Origin of the sequence: Streptomyces griseofuscus (assembly GCF_014673495.1) — a bacterium.
Classification (GTDB): Bacteria; Actinomycetota; Actinomycetes; order Streptomycetales; family Streptomycetaceae; genus Streptomyces; species Streptomyces murinus.
Genome location: NZ_CP051006.1, coordinates 2,981,816 through 3,000,249 on the forward strand (window position 1 = coordinate 2,981,816; position 18,434 = coordinate 3,000,249).

General features: G+C 70.8%; 15 protein-coding genes. 9 read left to right on the top strand and 6 right to left on the bottom strand.

Annotated elements, in window-relative coordinates; all coding sequences use genetic code 11:
• Positions 1-70: 70 nt before the first annotated feature.
• Entirely contained in the window at positions 71-1,447 is a 1,377-nt protein-coding gene (locus HEP81_RS12980; protein WP_037656430.1) for a cation:dicarboxylate symporter family transporter, read from the bottom strand.
• Positions 1,448-1,613: 166 nt separating this feature from the next.
• On the opposite strand from HEP81_RS12980, the gene HEP81_RS12985 reads away from it, so the two are divergent.
• The 6 genes from HEP81_RS12985 (at position 1,614) to HEP81_RS13010 (ending at position 7,940) form a co-directional block, all read left to right on the top strand.
• Complete coding sequence (locus HEP81_RS12985; protein ID WP_037656432.1) at positions 1,614-3,248, top strand: sensor histidine kinase; 1,635 nt, start codon at positions 1,614-1,616, stop codon at positions 3,246-3,248.
• Positions 3,245-3,928 (top strand): response regulator, encoded by a 684-nt coding sequence (locus tag HEP81_RS12990; protein ID WP_037656433.1) that lies wholly within the window; start codon positions 3,245-3,247, stop codon positions 3,926-3,928. The genes HEP81_RS12985 and HEP81_RS12990 overlap by 4 nt, the downstream gene beginning before the upstream one ends.
• Positions 3,929-4,041: 113 nt before the next feature.
• Positions 4,042-5,415 carry an extracellular solute-binding protein gene (locus tag HEP81_RS12995; RefSeq protein ID WP_106979933.1) on the top strand — a complete coding sequence of 458 codons (1,374 nt, stop codon included), beginning with the start codon at positions 4,042-4,044 and terminating at the stop codon, positions 5,413-5,415.
• Complete coding sequence (locus HEP81_RS13000) at positions 5,412-6,284, top strand: carbohydrate ABC transporter permease (RefSeq protein ID WP_172636858.1); 873 nt, start codon at positions 5,412-5,414, stop codon at positions 6,282-6,284. Before HEP81_RS12995 ends, HEP81_RS13000 begins: the two co-directional genes overlap by 4 nt.
• A complete protein-coding gene (locus HEP81_RS13005; protein ID WP_051850197.1) occupies positions 6,284-7,153 on the top strand; it encodes a carbohydrate ABC transporter permease in 870 nt (289 codons plus the stop codon). Before HEP81_RS13000 ends, HEP81_RS13005 begins: the two co-directional genes overlap by 1 nt.
• Positions 7,154-7,244: 91 nt before the next feature.
• Complete coding sequence (locus tag HEP81_RS13010) at positions 7,245-7,940, top strand: helix-turn-helix domain-containing protein (RefSeq protein ID WP_051850206.1); 696 nt, start codon at positions 7,245-7,247, stop codon at positions 7,938-7,940.
• Between the two features lie 43 nt (positions 7,941-7,983).
• Here the strand turns inward: HEP81_RS13010 and HEP81_RS13015 are convergent, their stop codons facing one another.
• Positions 7,984-9,009, bottom strand: a complete 1,026-nt coding sequence (locus HEP81_RS13015; protein WP_037656437.1) for an ATP-dependent 6-phosphofructokinase — start codon at positions 9,007-9,009, stop codon at positions 7,984-7,986.
• Between the two features lie 194 nt (positions 9,010-9,203).
• On the opposite strand from HEP81_RS13015, the gene pta reads away from it, so the two are divergent.
• From pta to pyk, 3 genes are all read left to right on the top strand, one after another.
• Positions 9,204-11,303: a phosphate acetyltransferase gene (gene pta / locus HEP81_RS13020; RefSeq protein WP_037656439.1), complete on the top strand. Its 2,100-nt coding sequence runs from the start codon at positions 9,204-9,206 to the stop codon at positions 11,301-11,303.
• The gene (locus HEP81_RS13025; RefSeq protein WP_037656440.1) at positions 11,300-12,508 is read left to right on the top strand and encodes an acetate kinase; all 1,209 of its coding nucleotides are present in this window, start codon (positions 11,300-11,302) and stop codon (positions 12,506-12,508) included. Before pta ends, HEP81_RS13025 begins: the two co-directional genes overlap by 4 nt.
• An 84-nt stretch (positions 12,509-12,592) precedes the next feature.
• A complete protein-coding gene (gene pyk / locus HEP81_RS13030) occupies positions 12,593-14,017 on the top strand; it encodes a pyruvate kinase (RefSeq protein ID WP_037656442.1) in 1,425 nt (474 codons plus the stop codon).
• Between the two features lie 99 nt (positions 14,018-14,116).
• Here pyk and HEP81_RS13035 read toward each other — a convergent pair whose 3' ends face one another.
• From HEP81_RS13035 to HEP81_RS13050, 4 genes are all read right to left on the bottom strand, one after another.
• Positions 14,117-15,511, bottom strand: a complete 1,395-nt coding sequence (locus HEP81_RS13035) for a hypothetical protein (RefSeq protein WP_190275991.1) — start codon at positions 15,509-15,511, stop codon at positions 14,117-14,119.
• Complete coding sequence (locus HEP81_RS13040; protein ID WP_037656443.1) at positions 15,501-16,061, bottom strand: DUF6114 domain-containing protein; 561 nt, start codon at positions 16,059-16,061, stop codon at positions 15,501-15,503. Before HEP81_RS13040 ends, HEP81_RS13035 begins: the two co-directional genes overlap by 11 nt.
• A 116-nt stretch (positions 16,062-16,177) precedes the next feature.
• Positions 16,178-16,810 carry a DUF6230 family protein gene (locus HEP81_RS13045; protein WP_037656444.1) on the bottom strand — a complete coding sequence of 211 codons (633 nt, stop codon included), beginning with the start codon at positions 16,808-16,810 and terminating at the stop codon, positions 16,178-16,180.
• A 622-nt stretch (positions 16,811-17,432) separates the two neighbouring features.
• Positions 17,433-18,410, bottom strand: coding sequence for a tetratricopeptide repeat protein (locus tag HEP81_RS13050; RefSeq protein ID WP_037656445.1), 978 nt, complete (start codon positions 18,408-18,410; stop codon positions 17,433-17,435).
• Positions 18,411-18,434: the final 24 nt, after the last annotated feature.

Sequence of the window (18,434 nt, forward strand, 5' to 3'; positions counted from 1 at the left end):
TGCCCGGCCCCGGTTCAGGCGGAGCCGGGCATCCGGAGATGGAGGCCGGGGTGGCTGGGGCGGCCAGGTCCTAGGCCTTGGCCAGCCGCTCCTCCCGGGGCTCGGGGACCTCCGCCACGGTACTCGCCGTCGCGTCCATCACCGTCTCGTCGAAGGGCAGTTCACCGGAGAGCACCTTCGCGACCCGCACCTTGTCGATCTCCTTGGTCCAGGTGCCCACGAGCACCGTGGCGATCGCGTTGCCGGCGAAGTTGGTCAGCGCCCGCGCCTCGCTCATGAACCGGTCGATGCCGACGATGAGTCCGACGCCGTCCACCAGCGCGGGCTTGTGCGACTGGAGGCCGCCGGCCAGCGTGGCGAGGCCCGCGCCGCTGACACCCGCCGCGCCCTTCGACGCCAGCAGCAGGAAGAGCAGCAGCGGGATCTGCTCGCCGACCGACATCGGGGTGCCCAGCGCGTCCGCGATGTACAGCGACGCCATGGTCATGTAGATCATCGTGCCGTCGAGGTTGAAGGAGTACCCGGTCGGCACGGTGATGCCGACGACCGGCTTGCTGACCCCGAGGTGCTCCATCTTCGCGATCAGGCGGGGCAGCGCGGACTCGGAGGAGGACGTGGACAGGATCAGCAGGAACTCGCGGGCGAGATAGCGGCACAGGGAGAAGACGTTCACCCCGGCGAAGATCCGCAGCACCGCGCCGAGCACCACGAAGACGAACAGCACACAGGTGACGTAGAAGCCGAGCATCAGCACGGCGAGGCTCTTCAGCGCGGCCGGTCCGGCCGAGCCGGTGACCGCGGCGATCGCGCCGAACGCGCCGATCGGCGCGGCCCACATGACCATGGACAGGATGCGGAAGACGAGCCGCTGGATGTGCTCGATGCCGCGCAGCACCGGCTGCCCGGCCGTGCCCATGGCCTGGAGGGCGAACCCGGCGAGCAGGGCGACCAGCAGGGTCTGAAGGACCTGGCCCTCGGTGAAGGCGGACACGAAGGTCTGGGGGATGACCGACAGGACGAAGTCGACGGGCGGCAACGCGTCGCTGCTGACCTGCGCGTGTCCGGTCTGCTTGAGCGCGCTGGTCAGATGGAGCCCGGCGCCGGGGTGCAGCACGTTGCCGACGACCAGCCCGATGGCGAGCGCGACCAGCGACATCACGAGGAAGTAGCCGAGGGCGATACCGCCGACGGCGCCCACCTTGGCCGCCTTGCGCACCGAGCCGATGCCGAGCACGATCGTGCAGAAGATGATCGGCGAGATCATCATCTTGATCAGATTGACGAACCCGGTGCCCAGTGGCTGGAGCTGGACGGCGGCATCCGGCCAGATGAGTCCGACGGCGATGCCGAGCGCGACGGCCACGATGACGGCGATGTACAGGTAATGGGTCCGGTCCCGCCGGTTGCGGGGTGCGGCAGCTGCCGTATCGGGAGAGGTGGCGGCCACGACTGCCCTCCTTGACGTCTTCGTCGACGTCGTCGTCGGTGCACGACCGGCGTGCGGCTCACGTCCGGGTGGTGCTGGGGAACGCGGTGACTATCTCCCGTCCTGTGAGGGCGGTCACGCTTGCGTTCATTTAGTTCACACCAGAACCAGGGGCACACTGGCTGGCATGCGCCTTCCGTCCCTGACCCGCCCGCGCAGCCTGGCGGGCCAGCTGTTCGCCATGCAGGCGGTGCTGATAGCCGTGGTCGTGGCCGGATACGCGCTGTTCGCCTACGTCAGCGACCGGCGGCAGGCGGAGGACGCGGCCGCCCGGCAGGCGACCGCGGTGGCCCGCTCGATCGCCGACTCCCCCGCGGTCCGCGCCGCGATCCGCACGCCGGACCCGACCGCGCTCCTCCAGCCGTACGCCCTGAAGGTCACCCGGGACGCCAACGTCGACTTCGTCACGATCATGAGCCCGGACGGCATCCGCTGGACGCACCCGGACCCCCGGCAGATCGGCAAGCGCTTCCTCGGGACCACCGCCCCCGCCCGCGCGGGCCGCACCTTCACCGAGACCTACACCGGCACCCTCGGCCCCTCCGTGCGGGCGGTGACCCCGGTTTCGGACGGCGGCCGGATCGTCGGCCTGGTCAGCGCCGGCATCACCGTGGACCGGATCAGCGAGCGGCTCCAGGACCAGGTCACGGCGCTGCTCGGGGTGGCCGGCGGGGCGCTGCTGCTGGGCGCGGTGGGCACCTATGTCGTCAACGCCCGGCTGCGGCGGCACACCCACAACATGAACGCCGCCGAGCTGAGCCGGATGCACGACTACCATCAGGCGGCGCTGCACGCGGTCCGCGAGGGGCTGCTGATGCTGGACGGGCAGTACAGGGTGGCGCTGATCAACGACGGCGGCCGGGAGCTGCTCGGGGTCGGCGAGGAGGACGAGGTGGTGGGACGGTCGGTGGCCGAGCTGGGCCTCCCGGCGCCGCTGACGGGCGCGCTGCTGTCCTCCCGGCCCCGGGTGGACGAGGTGCATCCGACCGCCTCCCGGGTGCTGGTGGTGAACACCTCCCCGGTCTCCGGCGGGGAACGCAGGGGTACGGTCGTCACCCTGCGCGATATCACCGAACTCCAGTCGCTGATGGGCGAGTTGGACACCGAGCGGGGCTTCAGCCAGGCGCTGCGCTCACAGGCGCACGAGGCGGCGAACCGGCTGCACACCGTGGTCTCGCTGATCGAACTGGGCCGCTCCGAGGAGGCGGTGGAGTTCGCCACGGCCGAGCTGGAGCTGGCGCAGGCGCTGACCGACCAGGTGGTGGCGGCGGTCGGCGAACCGGTCCTCGCGGCGCTGCTGCTGGGCAAGACCGCGCAGGCCAACGAGCGGGGCGTGGAGCTGGTGGTGTCGCCCGACAGCCGGCTCGACGACGGGCTGCTGTCCGGCGGTCCGCCCGCGCGGGACCTGGTGACCATCCTCGGCAACCTGATCGACAACGCGGTGGACGCGGCCCAGGGCAGCGCGCGGGCGCGGGTGACCGTGACGGCGTACGCCCCGGCGGCCGAGCTGGTGCTGCGGGTCGCGGACACCGGCCCCGGTGTCGAGCCCGGTCACGCCGATCTGGTGTTCCAGCGCGGCTTCACGACCAAGCCGGCCGGGCCCGGCGGCCGGGGCCTCGGGCTCGCGCTCGTACGGCAGGCGGTGACCCGGCATGAGGGCACGCTCACGGTCACGGACGCGGCGCCCGGGGGCGGCGCGGTGTTCGAGGTGCGGCTGCCGCTGCGCCCGGCGCCGGTGGCGGCCCAGGGCGGTGCCGGATGACGGACCCGATCAGGGTGCTGGTGGTGGAGGACGACCCGGTCGCCGCCGACGCGCACGAGCTGTACGTGGGCCGGGTGCCCGGCTTCGTCGCGGTCGGCAAGGCCCGCACGGGCGCGCAGGCGCGGCGCGTCCTGGACCGTACGGAGGTGGATCTGCTCCTCCTGGATCTGCATCTACCCGATGTGCACGGGCTCCAGTTCGCCCGCTCGCTGCGCGCCGCCGGCCATCACGCGGATGTGATCGCGGTGACCTCGGCGCGGGATCTGGCGATGGTGCGCGAGGGGGTCTCGCTGGGTGTCGTGCAGTACGTGCTCAAGCCGTTCACCTTCGCCACCCTGCGCGACCGGCTGGTGCGCTACGCCGAGTTCCGGGGAGCCGCGGGCGAGGCGAGCGGGCAGGACGAGGTGGACCGGGCGCTCGCGGCGCTCCGGGCGCCCGCCCCGGCCGCGCTGCCCAAGGGGCTCAGCGGACCGACGCTCCAGCGGGTGACCGGGGCGCTGCGCGAGGCGGCCGACGGGGTCACCGCGGCGGGGGTCGCCGAGGCGGTGGGCATATCGAGGATCACCGGGCGCCGCTATCTGGAGCATCTGGTGGACACCGGCCGGGCCGCGCGCAGCCCGCTGTACGGCCAGGTGGGGCGGCCGGAACTGGTCTACCGCTGGGTGCCGCAAACACCGTGAGCCCGCGGTGATCGCCGACTTCCTTTCACCGCACACGCATTGACCTGACCGGACCGCCGCTCTTACCTTCACGGACACCACCGAGGCCACCCCACGTGTGCCCGCAGGAGGTCATGCCCGTGCGCCCCACCGCCGCCCTCACCGCCCTGCTCACCACCGTCCTCGCCGCCACCGCCCTCACCGCGTGCGGCACCGGCTCCGACGAGGGACCCAACACCCTGAAGGTGTCGTACAAGCAGTCGACCGACAACTCCATCAAGGTGATGGACACCTATCTCGCCGGGATCAAGAAGCAGTTCGAGCGCGAACACCCGGGGAAGAAGGTCGAGTTCGTGCCGATCAAGGCGCCGGACTCGGAGTACTACACCAAGCTCCAGCAGATGCTGCGCTCCCCGCGCACCGCGCCCGACCTGGTCTACGAGGACACCTTCCTCATCAACTCCGACATCACCAGCGGGTACTTGAAGCCCCTCGACCCGTATCTCGCGAAGTGGCCGGACTGGGGGCGGTTCATCGGCACCGCGAAGGCCGCGGCCCGGGGGCAGGACGGGAAGACGTACGGCGTCCCGGACGGCACCGACACCCGCGGACTCTGGTTCGACAAGCGGGTGTTCCGCAAGGCCGGACTGCCCACCGACTGGCAGCCGCGCACCTGGGACGACATCCTCGCCGCCGCCCGCACCATCAAGCGGACGGTCCCCGGTGTCACCCCGCTCAACATCTACACCGGCAAGCCCGCGGGCGAAGAGGCCACGATGCAGGGCTTCGAGGAGCTGCTGTACGGCACGAACGACGGCCGGAGCGATCCGCTGTACGACGCCACGAGCAAGAAGTGGAGGGCGGCCGGCCAGGGTTTCAAGGACTCGCTGGCGTTCGTGCACAGCGTGTTCCAGGAGAAGCTGGGCCCGGACGTGTCCGACGCGCTCGACCCCAACTACTCCACCACCGTGCGCGGTGAGCTGCTCCCCCAGGGCAAGCTGGGCATCGATCTGGACGGCTCCTGGCTGCCGCAGGACTGGCTGCCGGGCAGCGGGCACGAGTGGCGGGACTGGTCCAAGGAGACCGGGCTCGCCGCCATGCCCACCCAAGCCGGGCAGGCGCCGGGCAAGGTGAGCATGTCGGGCGGCTGGACCTGGTCGATCCCGGCGCGGGCCGCCCATCCGGATCTCGCCTTCGACTTCGTCAAGACGCTCCAGACCAAGGACAACGCGCGGAAGTGGTACATCGCCAACTCCGGTATCGCGGTGCGCGAGGACGTGGCGGCGGACCCCGCGTACGTGGACGCGCAGCCCGGGATCAAGTTCTTCACCGACCTGGTGGCCACGACGCACTACCGGCCCGCGTTCCCCGCCTATCCGAAGGTGTCGACCGCGATCCAGGAGGCCATGGAGAGCGTGACCACCGGGGACCGGTCGGTGGCACAGGCGGCGGGTGACTACGACGCCGCGCTCAAGGACGTCACCGGCGGCCGGGTGGTGGGCGGGTGAGGAGACGGGGCGCGCTGCCCGGGTTCGCCCGGGCGCTGCCCCTCGCCCCCGCCGTCGTCCTGCTGCTGCTGTTCCTCGCCGGGCCCATCGCCTACTGCGTCCTCATCGCCTTCACCGACCTCCAGCTGACCGGTCAGGCGCACTCCTCCTTCGTGGGATTCGCCAACTTCCGCCGGGCGTTCGGCGATCCGGCGTTCCTCAACGCCGTATGGCTGACCCTGGTGTTCACCGTGCTGTCCTCGATCGTCGGGCAGAACACCCTGGGGCTGGCACTCGCCGCGCTGATGAAGCGGGCCTCCCGGCCGGTGCGGGCGGTGGCCGGCGCGGTGGTGGTCACGGCGTGGGTGCTGCCGGAGGTGGTGGCCGGCTTCCTGCTGTACGCGTTCTTCCGCCGGGAGGGAACCCTGGACGCGATCCTCGGCTGGCTCCAACTGCCTCGCCAGAACTGGCTGTACACGCTGCCGATCCTCGCGGTGTCGTTCGCCAATGTGTGGCGCGGTACGGCCTTCTCGATGCTGGTGTACTCCGCCGCGCTGGACGAGATCCCGGCCGAGATCAGCGAGGCGGCCGAGGTGGACGGGGCGGGCGGTTGGCGGCGGCTGTGGCACATCACGCTGCCGATGATCCGCCGGTCCATCGGCACCAATCTGATGCTCAACACCCTCCAGACGCTCTCGGTGTTCGGGCTGATCTGGGTGATGACGCGGGGCGGGCCGGGCGACAGGAGCCAGACGCTGCCGCTGCTGATGTACGAACAGGCCTTCCAGAACAGCATGATCGGGTACGGCACCGCCGTCGCGCTGCTTCTGCTGCTGGTGGGGGCGCTGTTCTCGGTCGGGTATCTGCGACTGCTGCGGACGGAGGTGTGATGGCCCACCCCCACGCCCACGCCCGCGTAAGCACCCGCACCCGCACCCGCGTACGCGCCGTACGACGGCACATCGCCGACGCCTGTCTCCTCCTGCTGGCCGCGGCGTTCGCACTGCCGCTGGCCTGGGTGGTGCTGGCCAGTGTGGACCCGGGCGCCGATCTGCGCGTCCGGGTCCCTGAGAGCCTCACCCTCGGCAACTTCCGGGCGGTCCTGACCCCGGAGATCACCTACACCCCGCTGCTCAACAGCCTGATCCTGTGCGGCTGCGCCACCGCGCTCACCGTCGGGTGCGCCGCGCTCGCCGCGTACCCGCTCTCCCGGTTCCGGTCCCGGCTGAACCGGCCGTTCCTGCTGACGATCCTCTTCGCCACCAGCCTGCCCATCACCGCGATCATGGTGCCGGTGTACGCCCTGTTCGTCCGGGTGAATCTGATCGACACCCTCCAGGGCACCATCCTGTTCTTCGCGGCGACCCAACTCCCGTTCGCCATATGGCTGATGAAGAACTTCATGGACGGCGTCCCGAAGGAGCTGGAGGAGGCCGCCTGGACCGACGGCGCCTCGGCCCTCCAGTCGCTGCTGCGCATCGTGCTGCCGCTGATGGGGCCGGGCCTCGCCGTGGTGACCGTCTTCTCGTTCGTCATGATGTGGGGCAACTTCTTCGTCCCCTTCATGCTGCTGCTCACCCCCGACCGAATGCCGGCCTCGGTCAGCGTCAACGACTTCTTCGGCAACCGCGGCATGGTCGCCTACGGTCAGCTCGCCGCGTTCTCGGTCATCTACTCGACCCCGGTGATCCTGCTGTACGTCCTGGTCGCCCGCCGCCTCGGGAACGGCTTCGCGCTCGGGGGCGCGGTCAAGGGCTGACGAGGGGGGCGGGGCTGTGCGTTCGGACAATACGTGATCCTGGCGGAACGGACCGTATCCCCCGTGCCCCGCCGGGCCTACCTTGTGCGAGGTGCGCCCACCCTCCTCTCCCCCGCCGCCGCCCCCGTTCGACGCCCAGGCCGCCCGCCGGCTGCGCGGCGCCCTCGGCATGGCTCCCGAGCATGTCGCCCACGCCCTGCGCTCCGCGTACGGGCTGCCCCATGTCACCCCCGGGCACGTACTCGCCTGGGAGCGCGGCACCGCCGCTCCGGACCACACCGAACTCGCCGCGCTCGCCGGGGCGTTGTGGTGCGACCCGGGAGAACTGTTGGACCGGCCCCGCACCCTGCGCGAGCACCGCATCGCGCGCGGCGTCGCACCGCAGGACGTCGCCCGCGCCGTCGGCATGGACCTGCCCGCGTATCTGCGGATGGAGGAGGACGGCGTCTGGCGCGGCACCGAGCGGCAGGTCGGGGAACTCGTGCGGGTGCTGCGCCTCGAACCGCCGGACGTCGTGGCCGTCACCGGCCGTACGGAGCCGCTCGCCGCGCTGCTGCGCGGGGCCGTGACCACCCGCTGGCAGGCGTATGTGCGCCAGGTCGGGGAGCTGGTCGCCGTGGCGCGCCCCGACCTGGAGGAGGCGCTGCGCCGGCTGCACCGGGACTACCAGGGCCGGATGACCGCCACCCTGGGCTGGGGCGGCGGGGACACGGCCGGGGCCGTCGGGGAGGAGTTCCTGGAGCGGATCGTGGAGAACTTCTGGGCGGCCGTCCGGCGGGAGCCGTAGAAACTCCCGCCGCGACAGGGCCGCTTCCGGGAAACGGGGCGCTCTAGAAGACCGACTCCGCCTCGTCCATCCGGTCCTTCGGCACCGTCTTCAGCTCGGTGACCGCCTCCGCCAGCGGGACCATCTCGATGTCGGTGCCGCGCAGGGCGGTCATCCGGCCGAACTGGCCGCGGTGGGCGGCCTCCACGGCGTGCCAGCCGAAGCGGGTGGCGAGGACGCGGTCGTAGGCGGTGGGCACGCCGCCGCGCTGCACATGGCCGAGGATGACCGGCTTGGCCTCCTTGCCCAGGCGCCGCTCCAGCTCGTAGGCGAGGGCGGTGCCGATGCCCTGGAAGCGCTCATGGCCGTACTGGTCGATCGCGCCCTTGCCGTAGTCCATGGTGCCCTCGGCGGGGTGCGCGCCCTCGGCGACGCAGATCACGGCGAACTTCTTGCCCCGGGAGAAGCGCTCCTCGACCATCTTGACCAGGTCCGCGGGGTCGAAGGCCCGCTCGGGCAGGCAGATGCCGTGGGCGCCGGCGGCCATGCCGGACTCCAGCGCGATCCAGCCCGCGTGCCGGCCCATGACCTCGACCACCATCACCCGCTGGTGGGACTCGGCGGTGGTCTTGAGGCGGTCCATCGCCTCGGTGGCGACACCGACCGCGGTGTCGAAGCCGAAGGTGCGGTCCGTGGCGGAGATGTCGTTGTCGATCGTCTTGGGCACGCCGACGACCGGGAGGCCCGCGTCGGAGAGCATCCGGGCCGCCGTCAGGGTGCCCTCGCCGCCGATCGGGATCAGCGCGTCGATGCCGAACTCCCCGACCATGTCGGTGGCCCGCTCGCACGCCTCCCGCAGCCGGTCCCGCTCCAGCCGGGAGGAGCCGAGGATGGTGCCGCCCAGGGCCAGGATGCCGCTGACCGCGTCCAGGTCGAGGGCGCGGTAGTGGCGGTCGAGCAGACCCCGGTAGCCGTCCTCGAATCCGATGACCTCGTCGTCGTACTGCGTCACCGCGCGGTGCACGACCGAACGGATCACGGCGTTCAGGCCGGGGCAGTCGCCGCCTGCGGTGAGAACTCCGATGCGCATCGTGCTGTGTCTCCTGCTCGCTGTCTCGTCCGTGCGTGAGCCTTCCCCGATTCTTTCACGTCCGCCGGGTAGCCCCGCGATCCTGACGGGCGCCTTATCCCGGCTGAGGGGTACTGTCAAGAGGGTTCCGCTCACCCTGGTGGGCGATTTTTATGCCGACCCCTCGACGGCGACATGAGAAACGGAGTGGACACGTGACGCGCAGCGTGTACCTGACCGGCATCGACCGCGGCGACGGCCGCCAGGTCGTGGAGCTGGGGGTCATGGAACTGCTGACCCGGCAGGTCGACCGGGTGGGCGTCTTCCGCCCGCTCGTGCACGACGGCCCCGACCGGCTGTTCGAGCTGCTGCGGGCGCGCTACCGCCTCTCCCAGGACCCGGCGACCGTGATCGGCATGGACTACCGGGAGGCGTCCGCGATCCAGGCCGAGCAGGGCACCGACGAGCTGGTCTCCACCCTGGTCGACCGCTTCCACCAGCTGGCCCGCTCATTCGACGTGGTCCTGGTCCTCGGCACCGACTTCGCCGCCACCCAGCTCCCCGACGAGCTGGCCCTCAACGCCCGCCTGGCCAATGAGTTCGGCGCCTCCGTGCTGCCGATCGTGGGCGGCCGCGGCCAGAACGCCGAGTCGGTGCGCGCGGAGGTCCGCAACGCCTACCGCGCCTACCACGGCCTGGGCTGCGACGTCCTCGCCATGATCGCCAACCGGGTCGCCCGCGAGGACCGCGACGAGCTCGCCGAACGCCTTGCCTCCCGGCTGCCGGTGCCCTGCTACGTGCTGCCGGACGAGCCCGCCCTGTCCGCGCCGACCATCGCGCAGATCGCCCAGGCCCTGGACGCCCGGGTGCTGCTCGGCGACGACTCCGGGCTCGCGCGCGACGCCCTCGGCTTCGTCTTCGGCGGCGCCATGCTGCCGAACCTGCTGACCGCCCTGACCCCGGGCTGTGTCGTCATCACCCCCGGGGACCGCGCGGACCTGGTCGTCGGCGCCCTGGCCGCGCACAGCGCGGGCACCCCGCCGATAGCGGGCATGCTGCTCACCCTGGACGAGGTGCCGAGCCAGGAGATCCTGACGCTGGCCGCCCGGCTCGCCCCGGGCACCCCCGTCCTGTCGGTGCGCGGCAACAGCTTCCCGACCGCCGAGCGGCTGTTCTCCCTGGAGGGCCGGATGACGGCGGCCACCCCGCGCAAGGCGGAGACCGCGCTCGGCCTCTTCGAACGCCATGTGGACACCGCGGAGCTGGCGAGCCGCATCGCGGCGACCAGCGGCGACCGCGTCACCCCGATGATGTTCGAGCACAAACTGCTCGACCGGGCCCGCGCCGACCGGCGCCGGGTGGTGCTCCCTGAGGGCACCGAGGAGCGGGTGCTGCACGCGGCCGAGGTGCTGATACGCCGGGGCGTGTGCGACCTGACCCTGCTGGGGCCCGTCGACCAGATCCGCAAGAAGGCCGCCGACCTGGGCATCGACCTCGGCGACAGCCGGCTGATCGACCCGGCCACCTCCGAGCTGCGCGACGGTTTCGCCGAGAAGTACGCGGCCCTGCGCGCCCACAAGGGCGTCACGGTGGAGCTGGCGTACGACGTCGTCACGGACGTGAACTACTTCGGCACCCTGATGGTCGAGGAGGGCCTCGCCGACGGCATGGTCTCCGGCTCGGTGCACTCCACGGCGGCCACCATCCGCCCGGCCTTCGAGATCATCAAGACTCGCCCGGAGGCCGAGATCGTCTCCTCGGTGTTCTTCATGTGCCTGGCCGACAAGGTGCTGGTCTACGGCGACTGCGCGGTCAACCCCGACCCGGACGCCGAGCAGCTCGCCGACATCGCCGTCCAGTCGGCCGCCACGGCGGCCCGGTTCGGGGTGGAGCCGCGGATCGCGATGCTGTCGTACTCCACCGGCACCTCCGGCACCGGCGCCGATGTGGACAAGGTGCGCACCGCCACCGAGCTGGTGCGCGCCCGCCGGCCCGATCTGAAGATCGAGGGGCCGATCCAGTACGACGCCGCCGTGGAGCCCACGGTCGCCGCGACCAAGCTGCCGGGCTCCGAGGTCGCCGGGCAGGCCACGGTGCTGATCTTCCCGGACCTCAACACCGGCAACAACACCTACAAGGCCGTGCAGCGCTCGGCCGGCGCGATCGCCGTCGGCCCGGTCCTCCAGGGGCTGAACAAGCCGGTCAACGACCTGTCCCGGGGCGCCCTGGTGCCGGACATCGTGACCACCGTCGCCATCACCGCCATCCAGGCCCAGACCTCCGCAGACCGAGCAGAAAGCGTGCCCGTACCGTGACCGCGACCCGTGTCCTCGTCCTCAACTCCGGCTCCTCGTCGCTGAAGTACCAGCTGCTCGACATGCGGGACGCGAGCCGCCTCGCGCTCGGTCTGGTCGAGCGGATCGGCGAGCAGACCTCGCGGCTCAAGCACACCTGCGTCGGCATCGGTGAGACCCGCGAGCAGAACGGCCCGATCGCCGACCACGACGCCGCGCTCAAGGCGGTCGCCGAGGAGCTGGCCCGGGACGGCATCGGCCTCGACTCGCCGGACCTGCTGGCGATCGGGCACCGGGTGGTGCACGGCGGGATGTTCTTCACCGAGCCCACCGTCATCGACGACGGGGTGATCACCGAGATCGAGCGGCTGATCCCGGTCGCCCCGCTGCACAACCCGGCCAACCTGACCGGTATCCGCACCGCCCGCGCGCTGCGCCCCGATCTGCCGCAGGTCGCGGTGTTCGACACCGCGTTCCACACCACGATGCCGGAGTCCAGCGCGCGCTACGCGATCGACCCGCGGCTCGCCGACCGCTACCGGGTGCGCCGCTACGGCTTCCACGGCACCTCGCACGCCTATGTGTCCCGCGAGACGGCCCGGCTGCTGGGCAAGGACCCCGCTGAGGTCAATGTGATCGTGCTGCACCTCGGCAACGGCGCGTCCGCGTCCGCGGTGGAGCGGGGCCGGTGCGTGGACACCTCCATGGGGCTCACGCCTTTGGAGGGGCTGGTGATGGGTACGCGCTCCGGTGATCTGGATCCCGCCGTCATCTTCCATTTGGCACGGGTTGGTGGAATGTCCATGGACGAGATCGACACTCTTCTCAACAAGAGGAGCGGCCTGTTCGGTCTGTGCGGGGACAACGACATGCGGGAGATCCGCCGCCGGATCGACGAGGGCGACCAGGAAGCCGCTCTCGCCTTCGACATTTACATTCACCGGCTCAAGAAGTACATCGGCGCCTATTACGCCGTCCTCGGGAAGGTGGACGCGATCGTGTTCACCGCCGGGGTCGGGGAGAACGCGGCGCCCGTGCGGCAGGCGGCGATCGCGGGCCTGGAGGGGCTGGGCGCGGCGGTCGACCCGGAGCTGAACTCCGTACGCGGCGACGAAGCGCGGCTGATTTCGCCCGCGTCCGCCCGGGTGGCCGTGGCCGTGGTGCCGACGGATGAAGAACTGGAGATCGCGACGCAGACCTACGCACTGGTCGGAAAGAGCAATTGAGCAGCACCTGAGCAGGAGCCCCCTCATTTGTATCTTCCGCCAGACGGAATATTCCGTAGCGAAACAAACCGATAGGATCGCCCCATGCGCCGTTCGAAAATCGTCTGTACTCTCGGCCCCGCGGTCGACTCCCACGAGAAGCTCGTCGCCATGATCGAGGCGGGCATGAACGTGGCCCGCTTCAACTTCAGCCACGGCTCCCACGCCGAGCACCAGGCGCGGTACGACCGCGTCCGGGCCGCGTCCAAGGAGACCGGCCGGCCCATCGGTGTCCTCGCCGACCTCCAGGGCCCGAAGATCCGCCTGGAGACGTTCGCCGAGGGCCCGGTCGAGCTGGAGCGCGGCGACGAGTTCGTCATCACCACCGAGGACGTGCCCGGCGACCGGCACATCTGCGGGACGACGTACAAGGGGCTGCCGGGCGATGTCTCGCGCGGCGACCAGATCCTGATCAACGACGGCAATGTCGAGCTGAAGGTCGTGGACGTGACGGGCCCCCGGGTCCGGACGATCGTGATCGAGGGCGGCGTCGTCTCCGACCACAAGGGCATCAACCTGCCCGGCGCGGCCGTCAACGTGCCCGCGCTGAGCGAGAAGGACATCGAGGACCTGCGGTTCGCGCTGCGCATGGGCTGCGACATGGTCGCGCTGTCCTTCGTGCGGGACGCCAAGGACGTCCAGGACGTGCACCGCGTCATGGACGAGGAGGGCCGCCGGGTCCCGGTCATCGCCAAGGTGGAGAAGCCCCAGGCGGTGGAGAACATGCAGGACGTGGTCAACGCGTTCGACGCGGTGATGGTGGCCCGCGGTGACCTCGCGGTGGAGTACCCGCTCGAAAAGGTCCCGATGGTGCAGAAGCGCCTGATCGAGCTGTGCCGGCGCAACGCCAAGCCGGTGATCGTGGCGACCCAGATGATGGAGTCGATGATCACCAACTCCCGTCCGACCCGCGCCGAGGCCTCCGACGTGGCCAACGCGATCCTGGACGGCGCCGACGCGGTGATGCTGTCCGCCGAGTCCTCGGTGGGCGCCTACCCGGTCGAGACGGTCAAGACGATGTCGAAGATCGTCCAGGCCGCCGAGCAGGAGCTGCTCTCCAAGGGCCTCCAGCCGCTGGTGCCGGGCAAGAAGCCGCGCACCCAGGGCGGTTCGGTGGCCCGTGCGGCCTGCGAGATCGCCGACTTCCTCGGCGCCCGCGGCCTGGTCGCGTTCACCCAGTCCGGTGACACCGCGCGCCGCCTCTCCCGCTATCGCGCCGCCCAGCCGATCCTCGCCTTCACCACCGAGGAGGCCACCCGCAACCAGCTCACGCTGAGCTGGGGCGTGGAGCCGTACGTGGTGCCGTTCGTGGACACCACCGACGACATGGTCGACCAGGTGGACCAGGAGCTGGCCGAGCTGGCCCGCTTCGAGAAGGGCGCCACCGTGGTCATCACGGCCGGCTCGCCCCCCGGTGTCCCCGGCACCACCAACATGATCCGGGTGCACCACCTGGGCACCGACAACTGACGCGGCCCGCACGGGCCCGGTACGGCGCTGAGGGCGCCCCCTGCGAACAGGGGGCGCCCTCAGCGGTGTTGCGGCTCCCGGACGGGTCTGGGGGACCGGTCAGCCGGTCGTGTACACATGCATCCCGGGCACGTGCAGGCTGCCGCCGAACTGGGCGGCCTGGGTCACCTTCACATTGGTGAAGTAGATCAGCGGGAGGTTCAGCGGGGGCGGGCTGTCGGGGGTGAACGTCATCGGGATCAGACCGAACAGGTTGCCCGAGATCGACTCGGTGTACATCACGGTCTTGCCGTCGCGGATGGTCGACGTCGAGCCCTTGGACGCCTGGACGTGGTACGTCTTGCCGGACAGCGAGTCGTGCACCGTCTGGTGCAGGTCACCGATGTCGGTGCCGTCGGAGATGACGTACTTCAGCACCTTCTTGGTGGTGCCGCCCGCGGTCCTCACCTCGACGATGCCCTGGTAGTCGGCGCCCTTGAGCAGCAGCGAGCTGGCCTGGAGGTACCAGGGGTCGTTCGCCACCGGCACCGGGTTGTCGACGCCGCCCTCGTCGGTGGTGGCCGCGGGGCAGTCCTTGGCCGAGGGGCTCGCGCTGGTGGTCGGGCTCGGGGTCGCCGAGTCCGCCGTGTCCTTGACCGCCCTGCCCGCGCTGTCGACCGCCTTGCCCGCGTCGTCGACCGTCTTGGAGACCGTGCCGGTGGTGTTCTTCACCGTGTCCCCGACCGTCTTGGCGGCCTTGGAGGTGGTGTCCTTGACGGTGTCGGACAGCCTCGTGCCGGACGACGACGCCGTGGCGCCGGACGCGGACGGCGACGGGCTCGCCGAGGGCGTGGCGCTCGCGGACGGCGTGGTGGTGTCCTGCTTGCCGCCGGTGAGGATGTTCCCGAGGGTGTCGCCGATGGTGCCGAGGAGTCCGCCGCCGCCCTGGCTCGCCGACGCGCTCGGCGTCGTCGTACCGGAGCCGGATCCGGAGCCCGTGCCCGCGCCCGTACCCGCCCCGGAGCCCGAGCCGGAGGTCTCGGTCGGCTTCGGCGCGGTCTTGCCCGCGGAACCCGTGTCCGAACCCGAACCCGAGTCCTTGGACGACGAGTCGGACGGGTCCTTGGCGGAGTCCGTGCCGGTGTCCTTCGTCGCGTCACCGCTCGGCGAGGACGTCGGCGTCGGCGCCTCGGTGGACTTGGTGGCCGAGGGCGACGGCGAGGGGTCCTTGCTGTCGTCCAGCGCCTTGACGCAGTCCTTGTACTCGTCCGCCGTCAGGCTCTTGGCCGCGGGCGAGGAGGCCGGGCTGCCGCCGTTGCCCGCCGCGAGGGCGAGCGTGGAGGTGAAGCCCATGCCCATGAGCACGGCCGTCGGCATCGCTACGGTGGCTATCGCCTTGCCTGCCGGCATGTGGAACCTGGTGAACAGCGGCTTTCTGGGGGCCGCGTGGCGGGCTCCGGTTCTCCCGCGGGACTCGTCCGCGTCACTCCCGCGGCTCACCTCGTCAGCCGGCACTGTGCCTCCCGTTCGCCCCGTTGGCCGGGCTCGTTCCTGACAGGTCGTTCGGCTCGTACGTACCGTCCGTGCGCTGGTCGGGCAGCGACGCGGCCTCGGGTGCGCCGCCCGTGCCCGGGGCGGCCTCACCGGCCCCCGCCTCCGGTCCCGCGGGCTCGCCCGGCGCCCACGCCACGGCCATCGCCCCGCCGATGAGGGAGAACAGGAAGCCGAGGACGAATCCACCGAAGTTGGATACGGGGAGGGACACCAGCGCCAGCAGGATCGCGGCGACTCCCGCGAAGGTCCGCACATGCTTCTGGAACCAGAGGCTGATGCCCAGCACGACGAGCAGCACACCGATGATCAGGGATCCCGCTCCCGCGGTGGTCGCCATCGCCAGCGTGAGGTGCCCCAGCTGGAGGTGGGCGTACGGGAAGTACATGATCGGAAAGCCGCCGAGCAAGACGAACAGACCTGCCCAGAACGGCCGCGCGCCCCGCCAGGCGCGGAACTGCTGCCTCCGGACGTTGAACTGGCCGGGGTCGGCGGCAGGGGTCTCGGCGCTCATGGAAAACAGCTCCCTGGTGCGGCATTGCTGTGGTGATGACGTGTGCCACGTGTGAAGACGCGGCGGATGTGGCGCGGGCGGGGGCGCCGTCGGCTCCCCCGCCCGTCAACGAGTGCCTAGTAGCACTCGTGTGTGCCCGCCTGCACGGACATGTGCAGACCACTGAGCTTGAAGGTGCCGGCCGTGGTCGCCCACGCCGTCTGCTTCACACCGGTCAGCGTGGCCGAGTCGGCCTGCTGCGCGAAGCCGAACGGGTTGGCCTGCTCCTTGCCACCCTTCATGCCAGGACCCTTGCCGGCGTCCTTGGCGGCAACACCGATGTCGATGTTGTTGAAGGTGGCGTCGGCGCTCAGGTCGTCGACGTCGATGTACAGCCGGCTGGCCTCGACCGGCTTGTCCGCGCCGGCCTTCAGCACGAGGCTGACCGAACCCAGCACCGGGATGTTCGGCGTGACGACCGACTGGCACATGTTCGTGATCTCGGCCGAGTTGAAGGCCGAGACCGCGACCGGGTGGGTCGTCTGGTCACCACTGAGGGTGTAGCCGTTGTCGAGCGCGCCGTACTGCTCGAAGCCCTGACCGACCAGCTTGTCGGCGGACACCTTGAACGACTGCCCGGACACGCTGAACGAGGCGGCCAGCGCACCCTGAGCGAGGGCGACACCTATACACGCCGTGGCGGCGACGCTGGGCACCATGACCACAGCGAACCGCTTCCATCTGGTCCCGCCACGCACCTGGGACTCCATATTTCCTCCTTCTCGGACGTACATCTCCTGGCCCGGACTCGCCCACATACGGCGGCCCAGCCGGGCAGGGATGGGAGAAGTGCTACGTCCTCGGGAAGGAGAGCGCCCGTACTCGCGGGCGCCTACGCGCCCGAATCACCGGCGATCACCCCCGAGCGACAACCACTGGTCGCGCCTGACACACATCACGCACAACCTTGCTGGGCAGGCTTCGCCGGCCGGCGAAGACCCCCCTGCCCGAGAGCCGGCGCCACTGCCGCCGGCTCTGCTCGGTGGGGACCCAGAGTCTCCCTCGCCCCGACCGGATGCCGGGGTACGGGAATGGACCGAGCGTCGCCGATCGTGGTGCAAATTGGCCGCCCGCACAAGGGGGTTCGTTACTGGCTAGTAACGGGCGGATAACCGAGAAACGACCGGGTGATCTCAGAGGGCGACACTCAGTCGCAACACAGGGCAGAGCAAAGCCGTTGATCTCTGTACGAAACCAGACAGATCAACGGCCTTGATTTACTCGGAGTAACAGCCGCCCCGATTGCCAAGATTTGGCAAAGCGGAGCGGCCTCAACGCCTTGTCGGCAAACCTTTCACCCCGGCGTCACAGGCCGTGGCGTTTAGCGACTGGTCAGAAAAGCGCCCGCGCGAGCGCCCTGCGAGCGCCGACCACCCGGGGGTCCTCGGAGCCCACGACCTCGAAGAGCTCCAGCAGCCGGCGGCGTACCGCGTCCCGGTCGTCACCCGCCGTGCGCTGCACGGTCTCGATCAACCGCCCGAAGGCGTCCTCGACATGACCGCCCACCAGGTCCAGGTCCGCGGCGGCGATCTGCGCGTCCGCGTCCTTGGGCTTCTCGGCCGCCTCCCGGCGCACCTTCTGCGGGTCCATGCCCTGCACCCGGCGCAGCAACTCGGCCTGCGCGAGACCGAGTTTGGCCTCGGGGTGGCCCGGGTCGTCGGCCAGCACATTCTGGTACGCGGTGACCGCGCCGTCCAGGTCGCCGGCGTCCAGGGCCTGGGCGGCCGCGTTCAGCAACGTCTCGTACGGACCCACCGAGGCCTCGGCGCCCGCGCCGGGGGTGCCGCCCGGCTGTGCGTCCGGGTCGACGGTCAGACCGGTCAGACCGAAGCGCTCCTCGGCCACCTGCACCAGCTGGTCGAGGGTCCCGCGGATCTGCTCCTCACCGGCCGTCCCCTGGAACAGGGGCAGGGCCTGGCCCGCCACGACGGCGAACACCGCCGGGATGCCCTGCACCCCGAACTGCTGCATCAGCATCTGGTTGGCGTCGACGTCGATCTTGGCGAGGAGGAAGCGACCGGCGTACTCGACGGCCAGTCGCTCCAGGACCGGGCTCAGCTGCTTGCAGGGCTGACACCACTCGGCCCAGAAGTCGATGACGACCGGCACCTCGGCGGAGCGCTGGAGGACCTCGCGCTCGAAACCCGCCTCATCGACGTCGATGACGAGATCGGCCGGGGAGACGGCACCTGTGCCGCCCTGCCGGGCCGCTTCGGCGCGCGCCTGCTCGGCCTTGGCCTTGGCCTCCTGGGCCGCCTTCACCGCGGCGAGGTCGACCACGCCGCTCATGGACATGTTCCGTGGCTGCATGCGTCTATCCTCCCCCGATCCCGC